This window comes from Actinospica robiniae DSM 44927, from assembly GCF_000504285.1.
Taxonomy (GTDB): Bacteria; Actinomycetota; Actinomycetes; order Streptomycetales; family Catenulisporaceae; genus Actinospica; species Actinospica robiniae.
The window spans coordinates 7,916,194-7,931,436 of record NZ_KI632511.1 but is presented as its reverse complement, the minus strand read 5'-3'; the positions used below and the strand labels follow the sequence as shown (position 1 = coordinate 7,931,436).

The 15,243-nt window shown below is 70.9% G+C and carries 12 protein-coding genes; 5 read left to right on the top strand and 7 right to left on the bottom strand.

What is annotated here, in order from left to right; all coding sequences use genetic code 11:
- Positions 1-30 precede the first annotated feature (30 nt).
- Positions 31-552 carry a hypothetical protein gene (locus ACTRO_RS34255; protein ID WP_034269906.1) on the top strand — a complete coding sequence of 174 codons (522 nt, stop codon included), beginning with the start codon at positions 31-33 and terminating at the stop codon, positions 550-552.
- Here the strand turns inward: ACTRO_RS34255 and ACTRO_RS34250 are convergent.
- Complete coding sequence (locus ACTRO_RS34250) at positions 549-1,886, bottom strand: aminotransferase-like domain-containing protein (protein ID WP_034269903.1); 1,338 nt, start codon at positions 1,884-1,886, stop codon at positions 549-551. The two genes, ACTRO_RS34255 and ACTRO_RS34250, sit on opposite strands and share 4 nt — an antisense overlap.
- Positions 1,887-1,974: 88 nt before the next feature.
- Here ACTRO_RS34250 and ACTRO_RS34245 point away from each other — a divergent pair, with 88 nt between their 5' ends.
- Positions 1,975-2,628: a LysE family translocator gene (locus tag ACTRO_RS34245; protein ID WP_034269900.1), complete on the top strand. Its 654-nt coding sequence runs from the start codon at positions 1,975-1,977 to the stop codon at positions 2,626-2,628.
- Between the two features lie 78 nt (positions 2,629-2,706).
- Here ACTRO_RS34245 and paaK read toward each other — a convergent pair whose 3' ends face one another.
- Positions 2,707-4,032 (bottom strand): phenylacetate--CoA ligase PaaK, encoded by a 1,326-nt coding sequence (gene paaK, locus ACTRO_RS34240; RefSeq protein ID WP_034269897.1) that lies wholly within the window; start codon positions 4,030-4,032, stop codon positions 2,707-2,709.
- 116 nt (positions 4,033-4,148) lie between these two features.
- On the bottom strand, positions 4,149-4,820 hold the full coding sequence (locus ACTRO_RS34235; protein WP_063628124.1) for a DoxX family protein: 672 nt from the start codon (positions 4,818-4,820) through the stop codon (positions 4,149-4,151).
- Between the two features lie 563 nt (positions 4,821-5,383).
- On the opposite strand from ACTRO_RS34235, the gene ACTRO_RS34230 reads away from it, so the two are divergent.
- From ACTRO_RS34230 to ACTRO_RS34220, 3 genes are all read left to right on the top strand, one after another.
- Complete coding sequence (locus ACTRO_RS34230) at positions 5,384-7,705, top strand: putative Ig domain-containing protein (protein ID WP_063628123.1); 2,322 nt, start codon at positions 5,384-5,386, stop codon at positions 7,703-7,705.
- A 100-nt stretch (positions 7,706-7,805) separates the two neighbouring features.
- Positions 7,806-8,510, top strand: a complete 705-nt coding sequence (locus tag ACTRO_RS34225; RefSeq protein WP_034269894.1) for an AIM24 family protein — start codon at positions 7,806-7,808, stop codon at positions 8,508-8,510.
- Positions 8,511-8,752: 242 nt separating this feature from the next.
- Entirely contained in the window at positions 8,753-9,394 is a 642-nt protein-coding gene (locus ACTRO_RS34220) for a nucleotidyltransferase domain-containing protein (protein WP_034269891.1), read from the top strand.
- Here the strand turns inward: ACTRO_RS34220 and ACTRO_RS34215 are convergent.
- From ACTRO_RS34215 to ACTRO_RS34200, 4 genes are all read right to left on the bottom strand, one after another.
- Positions 9,347-9,967, bottom strand: coding sequence for an NUDIX domain-containing protein (locus ACTRO_RS34215; RefSeq protein ID WP_084316724.1), 621 nt, complete (start codon positions 9,965-9,967; stop codon positions 9,347-9,349). The genes ACTRO_RS34220 and ACTRO_RS34215 overlap by 48 nt on opposite strands.
- A 1,552-nt stretch (positions 9,968-11,519) precedes the next feature.
- A complete protein-coding gene (locus ACTRO_RS44305) occupies positions 11,520-12,470 on the bottom strand; it encodes a S41 family peptidase (protein WP_157436599.1) in 951 nt (316 codons plus the stop codon).
- A 46-nt stretch (positions 12,471-12,516) separates the two neighbouring features.
- Positions 12,517-12,930, bottom strand: a complete 414-nt coding sequence (locus tag ACTRO_RS34205) for a cupin domain-containing protein (protein WP_084316723.1) — start codon at positions 12,928-12,930, stop codon at positions 12,517-12,519.
- 55 nt (positions 12,931-12,985) lie between these two features.
- Positions 12,986-15,115: a transglycosylase domain-containing protein gene (locus ACTRO_RS34200; protein WP_051451806.1), complete on the bottom strand. Its 2,130-nt coding sequence runs from the start codon at positions 15,113-15,115 to the stop codon at positions 12,986-12,988.
- Positions 15,116-15,243: the final 128 nt, after the last annotated feature.

Here is a 15,243-nt window from a genome sequence, read left to right as displayed (position 1 = left end):
CCGTGCGGCGACGGCAGAGGGGTGACGCGGATGGGTCTGGACGAGCGGTTGCAGGCGGTGGGCCGTCGGCAGCTGGAACTGTTGGAGGAACTGCAGCGGGCGCGCCGTGAGCTCATCGACATACGTGGCCGCACCCTGATGAAGGTGGCCGAGCTGGAGGAGCACGAACGGCAGGCCGCCGAGCTCTACCAGGAGGCCAGCGAGCAGCAGGAGCCTGACGCCGAGGCGATCCGGGAGTGGCCGCAGCGGGCTCGGCGACGGGTCGAGGAGCTCGAGACCGCGGTGGCGGAGCTGACCGAGGCCGAGCGGAAGCTGGCCGCGCGCATCGCGGGCGCCGAGCTCGACATCGAGGACTTCCAGGTGCTCGCGCCGCAGTTGCTGGCGCGGGCCGCGGCGGTGCGCACGGCCGGGATCGGGCGCGAGGTGTTCGACACGCTCAACGACGCGTTGAACTACGTCGAGTACGCGTTGCAGGCGGCACAGCCGATCGACCCGAACGGGCCGGTCCGGCGATCCGAGCCAGACGGTGAGAAAAGGGCCAGGCTCGTCTAGGTTCCGGCGCGGCAGAGCTCGGCGAGGCTGCGCAGCGCGTCTTCGAGCACGTCGAGGGTCGGCGAGGCGAGGCCGATGCGGACGGCGCGCGGCGCGCTGCGCGGGTCGGCGGCGAAGGCCGCGCCCGGGGTGACCGCGATGCCGAGTCCGGCCGCGGCCGCGACGAAGGTCTCCGCGCGCCACGGCTCGGGCAACTCCCACCAGCAGGAATAAGAGTGCTCCGACGTGCTCGCGCCGAGCCCGCCCAGGATTGCGCGGGCCAGCCGTGCGCGGGCTGCCGCATCGGCGCGTTTGGCGGCGCTGATCCGCTCGACGGTGCCGTCGCCCAGCCAGCGCACGGCGGCTTCGAGGGCGAACGCGCCGGGCAAGGCGGGGGATGAGCGCACTGCGTTGGCGAGCTCGGCGTGCAGCGACGCGGGCGCGACGAGGAAGCCGACGGAAAGGCCGGGGGCGAGCCGCTTGGACAGGCTGTCGACGCGCACCACGCGCTCCGGCGCGGCAGACGCGAGCGAGGCCGTGCCCGGCGGCGCGAGGAACGACCAGACGGCGTCCTCGATCGCGTACATGCCCTCGTGTCGCAGGACATTGGCGATCTCGTCGCGGCGTGCGTCGTCCATGCTGTGGCCGAGCGGGTTGTGCGAGCGCGGCTGGAGGTAGACGGCGCGCAAAGGGTTGGCGCGGTGCGTGGCGATCAGGGCTTCGGGGGTCACTCCGCGCTCGTCCATCCGCAGCGGCACGAGGGTGATGGCCAAGCGCTGGGCCAGACCCTTGATGACCGGGTACGTCAGCGCCTCGACGCCGAGCCGACCGCCCGGCGGCACGAGCGCGGAGAGCGCGGCCGCCGCGGCCTGCTTTCCATTGCCCGCGAACAGCACTGATGCGGGTGCGGGCGTCCACCCGTCCTCGGCGGCAAGGCCGGCGAAGCGCTCCCGGGCCGCGGCCGTACCGACGACGCCGATCGGGCGCAGCGCGTCCTCGAGGGCGTCGCCGCGCAGCAGCGGGCCCAGAGCCCGGGCCAGCAGCGCGGCCTGATCGGGGATCACCGGATAGTTGAGTTCGAGGTCGATCGGCGCGGCGGCCGGCTCGGCCAGGGCGGGCCCGCCCGCGGCGGGTGCGGCGCGGACGAACGTGCCCCGGCCCACCTCGCCCGCGACCAGGCCGCGGCGCACCAGCTCGCGGTAGACCCTGGTGGCGGTGGAGGGCGCGATCCCTCGGCGCCGCGCGTAGGCCCGCTGCGTCGGCAGCCGTTCGCCCGGCCGCAGCGCGCCGACCGCGATCCGCTCCGCGACCTCGTCGGCAAGACCCTGATAATCCTGCCGCGTCTCCTCCGCCATCACCGCACCTCCCACGGCCGCGCCCCGGATTGCACCGAGTGCAAAGTTCTTATTGCACCGAGCCTAGCGCAGCCCTTAGCTTCGAGGCATGGACTTCCCCTTGAGCGCGAGCGCGGAGCTCGGCATCGCCGCGGTGGCCTTCGGCATGGTGCTCACGCCCGGCCCGAACATGATCTATTTGGTGTCCCGCTCGATCACGCAGGGCCGCCGGGCCGGGCTGATCTCGCTGCTCGGGGTCGCCACCGGGTTCCTGGTCTACCTGGCCGCGGTAGCCGCAGGCATCGCGGCCGTGTTCGAGGTCGTACCCGAGCTCTACCTCGCGGTGAAGCTGGCCGGCGCCGGGTACCTGCTCTACCTCGCCTACCAGGCGGTCAAGCCGGGCGGCACCGCCGTGTTCGCCCCGCGCGAACTCGAGCCGGACCGGCCGCGCAAGCTCTACGCGATGGGCCTGGCCACCTGCCTGCTGAACCCGAAGATCGCGGTGATGTACCTGTCCCTGCTCCCCCAGTTCGTCGATCCGGCGCGCGGGCACGTGGCCGAGCAGAGCCTCGCGCTCGGCCTGGCCCAGATCGCGATCGCGGTCGGCGGGAACGCGGCGATCGCGATGAGCGCCGGCAGCATCGCCGGCTTCCTAGCGCGTCGGCCCGCCTGGCTGCGGGCGCAACGGTACCTGATGGGGACGATGCTGACCGGGATCGCGGTCCGGATCGTCTTCGAACGCGGCACGGCGCAGGTGGCCTGACCGCGGACGCGGTCGCGGAGGCGGGCGCGGAGGCGGGCGCGGAGGCGGGCGCGGGCCGGGCCGGGCCGGGCCAGGGAGCTAATCGTTCGGACGCAGGTCCCTGACTCGCTGGAGCTTGCCCGCCGAGCGCTCCAGCGTGTCCGGGTCGACGATCTGCACCTCCACCGCGACGCCGACCACGTCCTTGACCGCGCGCACGATCACCGCGCCCGCCGCAGTGCGCAGGTCCGCGTCGTCGCGCGCCTCCGGCCTTGCCTCGGCCCGCACGGTCAGCCGGTCGAGCCGGCCCTCGCGGGTGAGTTCGAGCTGGAAGTGCGGCGCGACGCCCGGGGTGCGCAGCACGATCTCCTCGATCTGACTGGGGAACACGTTCACGCCGCGCAGGATGATCATGTCATCGCAGCGTCCGGTGACCTTCTCCATCCGCCGGAACGGAGCCCGCGCCGTACCCGGCAGCAGCCGGGTCAGGTCTCTGGTCCGATACCGGATGACCGGCAGCGCCTCCTTGGTCAGCGAGGTGAAGACCAGTTCGCCGCGCTCGCCGGCCGCGAGCACCTCGTCGGAGACCGGGTCGACCACCTCGGGCAGGAAATGGTCCTCCCACACGTGCAGCCCGTCCTTGGTCTCCACGCATTCCTGTGCGACGCCTGGCCCGATCACCTCGGACAGGCCGTAGATGTCCACCGCGTGGATCCCGGCGCGCCGCTCGATCTCGGTGCGCATCTGCTCGGTCCACGGCTCGGCGCCGAACATCCCGATCCGCAAAGAGGTCTCCCGCGGATCGATTCCCCGGCGCTCGAACTCGTCGAGCAGCGTGAGCATGTACGAGGGCGTGACCATGATGATCTCGGGCCGGAAGTCGAGGATCAGCTGCACCTGACGCGCCGTCATCCCGCCCGAGACGGGGATGACCGTGCAGCCGGCCCGCTCGGCCCCGTAGTGCGCGCCCAACCCGCCGGTGAACAGGCCGTAGCCGTAGGAGACGTGCACCTTGTGCCCGGCCCGGCCGCCCGCCGCGCGGATCGAGCGCGCCATGACGTCGGCCCACATCGACAGGTCGTTCTCGGTGTAGCCGACGACGGTGGGCCGGCCGGTCGTCCCGCTCGACGCGTGTACCCGGCGCACCTGCTCCATCGGCACCGCGAACATGCCGTACGGGTACGTATCTCGCAGGTCCGCCTTCGTGGTGAAGGGGAAGCGGGCCAGGTCCTCGAGGCCGCGGCAATCCCGCGGAGCCACCCCGGCCGCGTCGAACTTACGGCGGTAGAGCTCCACGTGGTCGTAGGCGTGGCGAAGCGTGCGGCGCAGCCGGGAGAGCTGGAGCGCGGCGAGCTCGTCGGCCGTGAGCCGCTCGCCCTCGTCACGCAGGTCCGCGGGCAGCGGTTCGCCGAGCCGATCGGTCATCACGACTCCCTTGTCGCGTCCTCGCCGTCGGACCGTCCGTGCGCGCGACGCGACGCAGTGGCCGACAGACCAGCTCACCAGGAGCCGTCGGCCCTGTCAAGACCCTGCGGCGGAGATCAGCCGGCGGCCGAGCCGCCGTCGCCAGACTCGTGCCGGGCCTCGTCCGCCTCGTGCCGCGCCTCCTCGGCGGCGTCCTCGGCGTTGCGCACGGCCTCGGCCTCGACCCGGTCCTCCTCGGCCGCCCCGGCGCGCTTGGCCATCACCGCGTTGCGCCGGTTGACCACCGTGCCCGCCAGCAGCGTCGTGCCCGCGAACGCCGCCACCACCATCCACGACCGATCCAGCACGTGGTTCGTGGCGTGGTCCAGCGAGAGCCGCCCGGCCCCGGTCAGGCCGACCCCGACCGCCGTCGCGCCGAGCAGCAGCGGCAGCTCGAAGCCCCCGTGCTGCGAGAACAAGCCGCCCTCCCAGTGCACCGCCGTCGCCGCCGACATCGCGCCCGCCGCCGCGGCCCCCGCGACCGGCACGGCGAGCCCGAGCGCGAGCAGCGCCCCGCCGCCCGCCTCGGACAGCCCGGCCGCCATCGCGTTCTCCCGGCCCGGCTCGAAGCCCATCGACTCCATCCCGCCCGCGGTGCCCTCGATCCCCTTGCCGCCGAACCAGCCGAACAGCTTCTGCGCCCCGTGCGCCATCAGCACCGCGCCGGCCACCCCACGGATCAACAGCAGGCCCAGATCCCGCCGACCGGCGCACGAGGCGCCCTCGCCGCCGCAGCACGTCCACTCCATGGTCCCAGCCCTTTCCTCGGCCGCGAGTCCCGGCGCACACCGGCACGGGGCCCCCCGCCATCCTCTGCCGCGCGCCCGGCACCCTCCACTAGAACTGGACCATTCGAGGGCGCCGAAACCCCGGTGACCACAGTCGCGGACACCGGTTGACTTGGGTAGAACTTGACGTTCGTGCCCACCCGCCCGGCGTTGACCGCTCCCGGGCCCGGCGCTAGTTTTCAGCTCAGCGCGATCCGGAACCGACCGGTCGGTCGGATGCCGGAGCCGCGTGGTTCGCAGCACCTGACGCACCGTCGCCCGGCTCGCCGGGCGTAGACCCACAGTTCACCACCCACCAGAACTCGGCACGGTCGGATCGGGCGCCGCACTACCCACCTCGCACCATCGCACCCACGCTCCACGCGTCCGCACCGTCCCGCCGAGCAGCCCGACGGGGCAAACGGTCGGCCGGCTCCGCCCGCGCCGCGGCGATCCCGCGCGCCCGCTGCCAGCCGACCGCATCACCCACGCGGCCGGGCACACCCGATCGCCTGGCCGCACCACCCGAGAGGGGAACACACCGCGTGAGCATCACCCAACGTCTGCGGGCCGGCGCGAGCCTGGCCACCGCAGTGGCCCTGGGGGCCGCGATCTCCCTGGGCGGCGCCGCGGCGGCCTCGGCCGCTACGGCACCGGCCCTGGCCGGTTCGGCGCACGCCTCGCAGCCGGCGTTGACGAGCACGAACTCCGGCGCCAGCCGGGTCTGCTCGGACATCGCCGTCGGCAAACTGTCCTGCATGTCGTACAAGCGCGACGGGATCAAGCCGGTCGCCGCCGCTGCCTCGCCCGACGCCATTCCCTCCGGCGTCGGCTACGGTCCCTCGCAGCTGCAGTCCGCCTACAACCTGACCTCGGCCTCGGCCGCGAACGGGTCCGGGCGCACGATCGCCATCGTGGACGCGTACAACGACCCGACGGCCGCGAGCGACCTGGCCGCCTACCGCTCCGCCGCGGGCCTGCCCGCGGTGCCCAGCTTCCGAGTGGTCAACCAGAACGGCGCGAGCTCGCCGCTGCCCTCCACGGCCCCGTCCTCGGACGACTGGACCCTGGAGGAGTCGCTCGACCTGGACATGGCGTCGGCGATCTGCCCGCTGTGCAACATCGTCCTGGTCGAGGCGCAGGACGACACCAGTGACGGCCTCTACACCGCCAACAACGCGGCGGCGAGCCTGGCCGGCTACGTCTCCAACTCGTGGGGCGGCAGCGAGGACTCCACCGAGACCTCGTACGACTCGTACTTCAACCACTCGGGTGTCGTGGTCACCGTGTCCGCGGGCGACGCGGACTACGGCGCGAGCTACCCGGCGACCTCGCCCTACGTGGTCTCCGTCGGCGGCACCGCGCTGAGCACGGCCTCGAACTCGCGCGGCTGGACCGAGTCGGTGTGGAACACCACGACCGGCTCGGAGGGCACCGGCTCGGGCTGCTCCTCGTATGAGGCCCAGCCGAGCTGGCAGACCTCGCTCGGGCTGAGCGGCTGCTCCAAGCGCATCGACAACGACGTCGCCGCGGACGCGGACCCGGCCACCGGCGTGGCGGTCTACGACACCACCAACGGCAACGGCGGCTGGAACGAGGTGGGCGGCACCAGCGCGTCCTCCCCGATGGTGGCGGCGATGTACGCCCTCGGCGGCAGCGCGGGCGCCAACCCGGCGCAGGACGTCTACAACCACACGGCCAACTTCTACGACGTCACCAGCGGCAAGGACGCCTCGTCCTGCAGCCCGGCGTTCCTGTGCACCGCGGAGACCGGCTACGACGGCCCGACCGGCATCGGCACCCCGAACGGCATCACGGGTCTGACGAACGGCTCCTCGGGCGCGAACACGGTCACGGTGACCAACCCGGGCACGCAGACCGGCACCGTCGGCACCGCGGTCTCCAAGCAGATCAGCGCGACCGACTCGGCCTCCGGCCAGACCCTGACCTTCAGCGCCACCGGCCTGCCGGCGGGGCTGTCGATCTCCAGCAGCGGCCTGATCTCCGGCACCCCGACCACCTCGGGCAGCTCCAGCGTGACCGTCACGGCGAAGGACACCACCGGCGCGTCCGGCTCGGCGAGCTTCACCTGGACGATCAACTCCACCACCGGTAACACGGTGACCGTCACCAGCCCGGGCAACCAGACCGGGACGGTCGGCACCGCGGTCTCGAAGCAGATCAGCGCGACCGACTCGGCCTCCGGCCAGACCCTGACGTTCAGCGCCACCGGTCTGCCGGGCGGTCTGTCGATCTCCAGCAGCGGCCTGATCTCCGGCACCCCGACCGCCTCGGGCACCTTCAGCGTGACCGTCACGGCGCAGGACACCACCGGCGCGTCCGGCTCGGCGAGCTTCACCTGGACGGTGAACGCGGCGAGCGGCGGCTGCAGCGCGGCGCAGCTGCTGGGCAACCCGGGCTTCGAGACCGGCTCCATCAGCCCGTGGACCTCCACGGCCGGCGTACTCAACTCGGACACGGTCGACGAGCCCGCCCACTCCGGCAACTACGACGCCTGGATGGACGGCTACGGCACCACCCACACCGACACGCTGGCGCAGAAGGTGACCATCCCGGCCGGCTGCACCACGGCCACGTTCTCCTTCTACCTGCACATCGACACGGCGGAGACGACCACCACCACGGCGTACGACACGCTCAAGGTGCAGGTGCTCAACTCCAGCGGCACCGTGCTGGGCACCCTGGCCACGTTCTCCAACCTGAACCACAACTCCGGCTACACCCAGCACTCGTACAGCCTGGCCTCGTACGTCGGCCAGACCGTCACGCTCAAGTTCACCGGCTCCGAGGACGCGTCGCTGTACACGGACTTCGTGGTCGATGACAACGCACTGAACGTCGACTAGCCGCCGGCTGACCGACGCGCACGACGCGGGCCGTCTTCCCGTTCCGGGGAGGCGGCCCGCACCACGTTGCGAACCCGCCCCGACGGGTAAGCTCCGAGGCATGCAGGCCACTGTGAAGGGCACCACGCTGCCCGTCCTCGAGATCGCCCTCAACCAGGGCGAGTCGGTCATCTCCACACACGGCGAACTGTCGTGGATGTCGCCCAACATCGCGGTCTCGCAGACCACCGGCAACGGAATGGGCGGAGGCGGCGGCTTCCTGGCCGGGGTCAAGCGGGCCCTCGGCGGCGGCAGCTTCTTCCAGACCCAGTACCTGAACCAGGGCGGGGGCGGCGGAATCGTCGCGTTCGCCACGAAGGCGCCCGGCCAGATCCTGCCGGTGCGCATCGGGCCGGGCGCCGGGATGATGGTGCACCGGCACGGCTTTCTGTGCGGCACCCCGGGCGTGAACGCCTCGGCGGCGCCGGTGGCCGGCCTCGGCGCGGGTCTGTGGGGCGGCGAGGGCTTCCTGCTGCAGAAGCTGCAGGGCAACGGCGAGGCCTGGATCGAGCTGTCCGGCGAGGTGACCACCTACCAGCTGGCGCCGGGCCAGACGCTGCTGGTGCACCCGGGCCACGTGGGCCTGTTCCAGGAGACGGTGAGCTTCCAGATCACCCGGTTCAAGGGCGTGCGCAACATCCTGTTCGGGGACAACGGCTTCCACCTCGTCGCGCTGACCGGTCCGGGCGAGATCTGGCTGCAGTCGATGCCGATCCCGCTGCTCGCCCACGCCATCGCGCCCTACCTGCCGCAGCCGCGGCAATAAATCGCTGGCAGGCTCGAACTCAGGGCCCTAAGGTTGCGGCAACGAGCCCCCGGGGAGGGTGCTGGCGGGTCGAAGGCCATCGCTTATCGACTCTTAATCGGCGGGTTGCGGATTCGAGTCCCGTCGAGGCCGTCAGGCCTCGTAGCTCAACTGGCAGAGCAGCTTAGCGGTGTCCATACCCATATCCGCCAACCCACCCCGGGGACTAGCCCCGCCCCGCCCGACTGAAAAAGACTGGTGACGTGAGCGAGGCAGAGCTCGAAGGCGGCGTGCGGCTGTCCGCTGAGGAGATCGCAGCCCTCGACGGAAATTGGGCGCATCACTGGACTCCGAGCCAGGTGGCGCGCCTGCTGGCCGAGGTCGCAGTGCCTTGGTACGTGGCCGCGGGCTGGGCGCTGGATCTGTTCCGCGGCAAGCAGACGAGGAAGCACGGGGACCTCGAGATCGCCGTCCCGGCGAACCGCTTCGCCGAGATCCGCGCGCGATTCGACGGCTACGCCTTCGACGCCGTCAGCAGCGGCAGGCTCTGGCGCGGCGCCGCACCGGAGGTCATCGCCGCCACGCACCAGACCTGGCTACGCGACCCGCGAACCGACGACTACCTCCTCGACGTGTTCCGCGAGCCGCACGACGGCGACGCATGGATCTGCCGCCACGACCCGACGATTCGGCTGCCGTACGACGCCGTCATCCGCCACAGCGCGGACGGAATCCCTTACCTGGCACCGGAGTTCGTGCTGCTCTTCAAGTCCAAGCAGGTGCGCCCAAAAGACCAGGCAGACTTCGAAGAAACCCTCCCCCACCTCGATCCGAACCAGCGCGCAACCCTCACCGACCTACTCGCCCGCGTCCACCCGGGCCACGCCTGGCTCGACCGGCTCTGAGTTCACCGTCCCCCGTGCGTCCTCCTTCGCCCGGTGGCGCTGGAAGCAGGCGAGCGCGGCGATCGAGGGCGCGTCCTTGAAGCGGCCCTCGTCGATCAGCTGCCAGACCTCGGCCTCCGAGAACCACCGGCTGACCAGTCCTGCCTCGGTCTCCTCAAGGTCGGGCTCGCCGACCGTGAGGTCGGTCGCGAGGAACATGTGAAAGCCCTGACCGCTGATCCCGTATGCCTGGTAGAGGTGGCCGAGCGAGGTCATGGTGCCCGCCGTCAGCCCGGTCTCCTCAGCCAGCTCCCCGCGGGCGACGTCGAGGGGATCGGCGTCCGGCTGGGCCTCCCAGGAGCCTCCCGGAAACTCCCAGTACCGCCCCTTCACCGTGTACCGGTACTGCTCGACGAGGTAAAACCCGCCGTCGGTGTAGGGGAGGATGAGCGCGAAGTCGGCTGCGTCGACAACGCCGTAGATGCCCTCGACGCCGTCGTGTCGCAGGGTTTTGTCCTCGTGGACGGCGATCCAGCGGTTCCGGTAGACCACGGTGGAGGCGGTGGCGACGAGTTCGTGCTCGGGAAGCGGCATGCTCGAGATCTCTCTAGTGCGAGTTCATGATCGGCTGGGTGCCGGTGGGGCGTGGTGATCTGTCGGCTCGGGGTGGTCGTCGGGGTGCGGGCCGCGCTTCGCGTCGCCTGGTTCGTCTGACCACCCGCCCACCCGTTGCGTAGCGGGGCGGCCTGGGGTTTCAAGATCTCGCCTCCGGCGCGGGCCCTTCCCTCGGAGAGAGTGCCGGGTCCGCGTGGGTGCTGGCGTAGCGGGGCGGGTTGGGGTTCGGGATGGTGGGGTTGCGGGTGTGTGCTCTCTCCTCGGTCGGTCCCCAGAGGCAATCAGGAACCTGTCGGGAGGTCAAGCGGCGGTGACTTGGGCTGATGCTCGATTCTGCATCGCGCCGCTTGACCTCCCGACAGAACCCTGATCGGGCTTCGCCTGCCCGACCGAGGAGAGAGCACACCCCCTGGAGGAGCAGTGCGAGCTGCACTCGGGCCGAGTCCCGTCCCGTGGCCCGGTCGCGCTTGCTGCTGAATCGTGCATCGCCCCGGTGCGCTCCACCCCGATCCCAGACCTCGCAGCAGAATCCCGCACGCCGGACCGCGCTCGATCCGGAAGGATCCTGCATCGCCGTGATCCGAACATCCCGGCCCTCGATCCGCGCGAAGGCTTCGGTGCTCCGATCGTGCCTGCCGTCGAATTCTGCATCGCCCCGGTCGGATCCACCCGGTGCTCACACACTGCACAGGATCGCGCGGCCCGGTCGCACGCCAAGGGGAAATCCTGCACCACTTTCGGCCACCCTCCTGACGCCATCTGACCAGCCATCCCGTCCACCACCCCTCCCATCGCACGTCCCGATCCTCCGTACTCTTCCATACTAGACGCCACCACCGACAAAAGCCGTGAATCCGGCCTTTGCCGGAAAAGAAAAAATAATGGAGATTCCGGGCACTCGGGCGCACTCCCCGGCGTTGAAGCAGTAGAGAAGAAGACGGCGGCCTAGAACGACAATGCACGATTCAGCAGCAAGCGCGGCCGGACCACTGACCCTTCACACGGATCAAGGACCGGGATGCTCGGATCAGGGCGATGCAGGATCCTTCCGCACCGAGCGCGACCGGGACACCGGCCGGGACCCGGGCCCGAGCGCAGCTCGCACCGCTCCCCAGGGGGTGGGCTCTCTCCTCGGTCGGGCAGGCGAAGCCCGATCAGGGTTCTGCCGGGAGGTCAAGCGGCGCCATGCAAAATCCATCATCAACCAGGGCCACCGCCGCTTGACCTCCCGGCAGGTCCCTGATTGCCTCCGGGGACCGACCGAGGAGAGAGCACACCCCCGCAACCCCACCACCCCACAAACCCCGGCTCTCTCTCCGAGGGAAGGGCCCGCGCCGGAGGCGAGATCTTGAAACCGCAGGCCGCCCCGCGAACGCAACGGGTGGGTGGGTGGACACACGAAACAGGGCGACGCGAAGCGACCGCCCCCACCCGACCCGACAGACCACCACGCTCCACCAGCACCCAGCCGATCATCAACTCGCGCTAGACACGGTTCCAGACCAGCCTGCATCAGATCTCGAATCTCCGGTCAGCCGCGTATCCACTGCAGCGCAGCGCTCAGGGCACTGTCGCGGCTGTTGTCGGGGAGGTGCTCGTCGATGGGGACCGGGCCGTCGACGGGGACGCGGTTGTGGTCGGCGTAGACGGACGCGCTGATGCGCAGGCGGGTTCCGTCGCGCAGGATGTGGGTGCGGTTGGCGGTGCTCATTCCTGCCGTGGGGGCGCCGATGAGACGCGCTCGGGGTTGCGCGCGGAAGGCGAGGGCGACGGCCTCGCCGGCGCTGGACGTGTGGCGTGAGGTGAGCACGGCGATGCGGGATTGGTCGTCGCCGGGGCGGTGGGTACGGGTACGGGTACGGCTGCGGGCCATGGTCTTGCCGTCATGCTTGATCCGGCCGTGGTGCGCGGACCACACCTCGGCTCGGCCGTCGGGCAGCAGGAAGTGCCCGAGGACGCCTTCGGGCAACAGCGGGGCGGCGACGGCGAGCATCGGCCATATGCCGCCGCCGATGTTGGCGCGCAGGTCCACGATCCATCCGGCCGGGCGGGCGGCGATCAGGCTCCTCATGACCGCGGTGCCAGCGGCGAGGTAGCTGCGGGTGTTCTTGCGGCCTTCGGACAGCTTCGGCAGGCGCAGGTAGGCCACGGCGGCCGGCGGCTCGTCGATGAGGTGGCCGGTGGGTGTCGGAGGACCCAGGGCCGCTGTCATCTGCGGGCTACGTTGGCGGGTCGGGGCCGAACCGGGCGGCGGGGTCAGGTGGCTGTGGGGGCCGCCGGCTCGGTGGAGTACCGCGAGCAGGAAGGCGTGGGTGTCGGCGTAGCAGTCGGCGACGTCGAGTACTGCCGTTGCCTCGCGCTCTACCTCGTCCCAGTCCACCGCAGAGGAGAACACGGAAGTTTTGCGGATCTCCTCAACGGCATCGGCCAGGTAGGCGCGTAACCGTCGCGCGGGTGGGTTCGGACGGTCCGGACGGTTCACGCCGCGGGCTCCTCACCGGCTGATCCACGGCTTCCAAGCATCCGAATCAGCCGTCGAGCAACTCGGCGCCGTACTCCCGGAAGAGCCGGCGCAACGCGTCCGGGCTACGGTCCTCAGCGGCGTGGATCGCCTGGATGAGGGCGTACGTACGAGCACCCATCACCAGCAGGTAGCGGGCAGGGTCGGGCGCCGGGTTCCAGTACGTGTGCGCGATGCCGCCGGGGACGATCACGGCGCCACCGGCCGAGATCTCGCTCACCTGCTCGCCGATGCGGACGCATAGGCTGCCCTCCAGGACGTACCACGCCTCGTCTTCCTCGTGGCGATGCAAGGGCGCCTGGTACAGCGGCTCCTCGCCGGAGGCGCCCTCGGCGATCCACTCGGCGAGCACCACGTTCGCGTCCGCGGGGGCGAGCACGCCGTCGGCCAGGCGCAGAGCGGTGAAGTCGGGTGCCGTCATCGACTCAGCGTATCCCGCGGCGGTGCTTCGACGACGTCGCCGGACTGACGGCGAATCAGCCCGAGGGGATCGGCGGGAAGCCGTAGGGCTGGGTGAAGTCCTCTACCGACTGCCCCTTGAGCGCGCCCTCCATCGCCTGCTGCCAGGTCGGCGCGGAGATCGTGGCGCCGAAGATCTGCTGAGCCCAGTAGTGGCCGCCGATCTCCATATAGCCGAGGAAGTCGCCGTGCTTGGGGCTGATGAAGCCGGTCCACACGGCGGTGGCCAGCTGCGGCGTGAAGCCGTCGAACCAGGTAGCTATCGACAACGTCGTGGTGCCGGTTTTGCCGGCGGCGGGGCGGCCGATGCCGAGGCCGTCGGCGGTGGCGCCGGGGACGGTGAGCACGCCGCGCAGCATCGCGGTCAGCTCGTTGGCCAGGTTGGGGTCGATCACCTGCGCGCACTGCTTGCCACGCGCGGGGTACTGCTTGCCGGACAGATTCGCCACCTGGGTGATCACGTATGGCCGGCAGTACTCCCCGTGGGCGGCGAGGGTGGCGTACGCGCCGGCCATCTCGATCGGGGTGATCAGGTTCGTGCCGAGGGTGAAGGAGGCGAACTGGTCGAGCGGCGCGCCGGTGCCGGTGTCGTTGTCCGCGGTCACGCCCATGGACTGGGCGATGGACGCCGGCTGGCAGAGCCCTGTCTTCGTCTCCAGGGTGAGGAAGTAGGTGTTGACGGAGAACCAGTACGCCTCCGGGAGCGTCCCGGTGAACCCGCGGTCGTCGTCGTTGTTGGGCTGGTAGTCGGCCGGCCAGACGATCGTGGGCTTGGCCCCGGCGACGCAGACCGGTACGTGCAGGCCGGTCTCGACCAGCGGGCTCGGCACGCTCATCACGGTGGCGGGGTTCCAGTCGTCCTCGAGCGCGGCCAGTCCCTCGAAGATCTTGAACGAGGAGCCGGCCTGGAATCCCTCGCCGCCCCCGTGCGAAGGATCGGCGGCGAGGTCGACGTAGGTCTGGCCGACGCCGTTGCCCATCGGCTTGGACTGGGCGATGGCGGTGATCGCGCCGTCGCCGGGTTCGACCATGGCCAGCGCGGTGGCCACCTGGTCGGTGGAGTGGGTGTGGGCGGAGACCGCGTTCTGGCCGGAGGCCTGGTCCTTCGGCGAGAGCGTCGTCTTGATCACCAGCCCGCCCTGGTTCCACAGGTTCTCCCTGGCCTGGACGCTCGAGCCGTAGGTCGGGTCCTGCAGGAAGGAGTAGTACACGTACATGCAGAAGAACGCGTCCGAGCCGGCCGTGATGCAGCCGTTCTCCTGGTCGCCCGGCTTCAGGTTCAGCGGCTGCTTCTCGTCGGCGGCCGCCTGCTGCCGGGTGAGGTAGCCCTGCTGCGCCATGTCCTCGAGCACGACGTTGCGCCGGGTCCAGGCGGCTCCGGCGTGGTCGAAGGGATCGTCGGCGGTGGGGCTGTTGACCACGGCGGCGAGCAGGGCGGCCTGGTCGGCGTCGAGCTTGGCCGCGGTGGTGTCGAAGTACGTCTCGGCCGCGGCCTCCACGCCGAAGGCGCCGTTGCCGAAGGGGATCAGGTTCAGGTAGGCCTGCAGCAGCTGACCGCGGTCCATCTGCTGGAGCACGGACGTGGCGAAGCGCAGTTCCTGGACCTTGCGGGTGAAGGTGTCGGCTTGGGCGGCGGCGAACGCGGCCTTGTTCGTGCCGGCTTCGAGCTCGAGCGAGTTCTTGACGTACTGCTGGGCGATGTCGGAGCCGCCCTGCAGGTTCCCGGTGCCCTCGGAGTTGTTCACCAGGGCCCTGATCGTGCCCTTCCAGTCGATCCCGCCGTGCTGGTAGAAGCGCTGGTCCTCGACCGCGACGATGGCGTGCTGCATCAGGATGTTCATCTGGGAGAGCGGCACCACGACCCGGTTGCTCTCGTTGTCCGGGTCCCAGGTGGTGGCGATCACCGAGCCGTCCGCCGCCTCGACGGTGTTGCGCTGCGGCAGCAGCGGCGGCTGGAAGTCGCCCGGCAGGTTCTGGAAATGGTCGGAGGCGGCCTTGGCGCCGAGGCCGGCCGCGGCGACCGCGGGCAGCGCCATCCCGGCCACCACCGCCCCGCCCAGCGAGCTGATGACGATGAAGGCGATCAGCCCCCAGACGAACTTGGCCAGAGCACTGATACCTCTTCGGACCCCTCCCGGCCTCGCCATAACACCAGGGTATTCCGGCTCGGCGCGAGTGGCGAGGGTGTTGGGAGAAGACCACTGAGATCGTGGTCGGCTCACCGGTCGGCCGGGCCCCGACACGCCTCCGGCGCGGTCCGCGGGCAGCGGGCCGC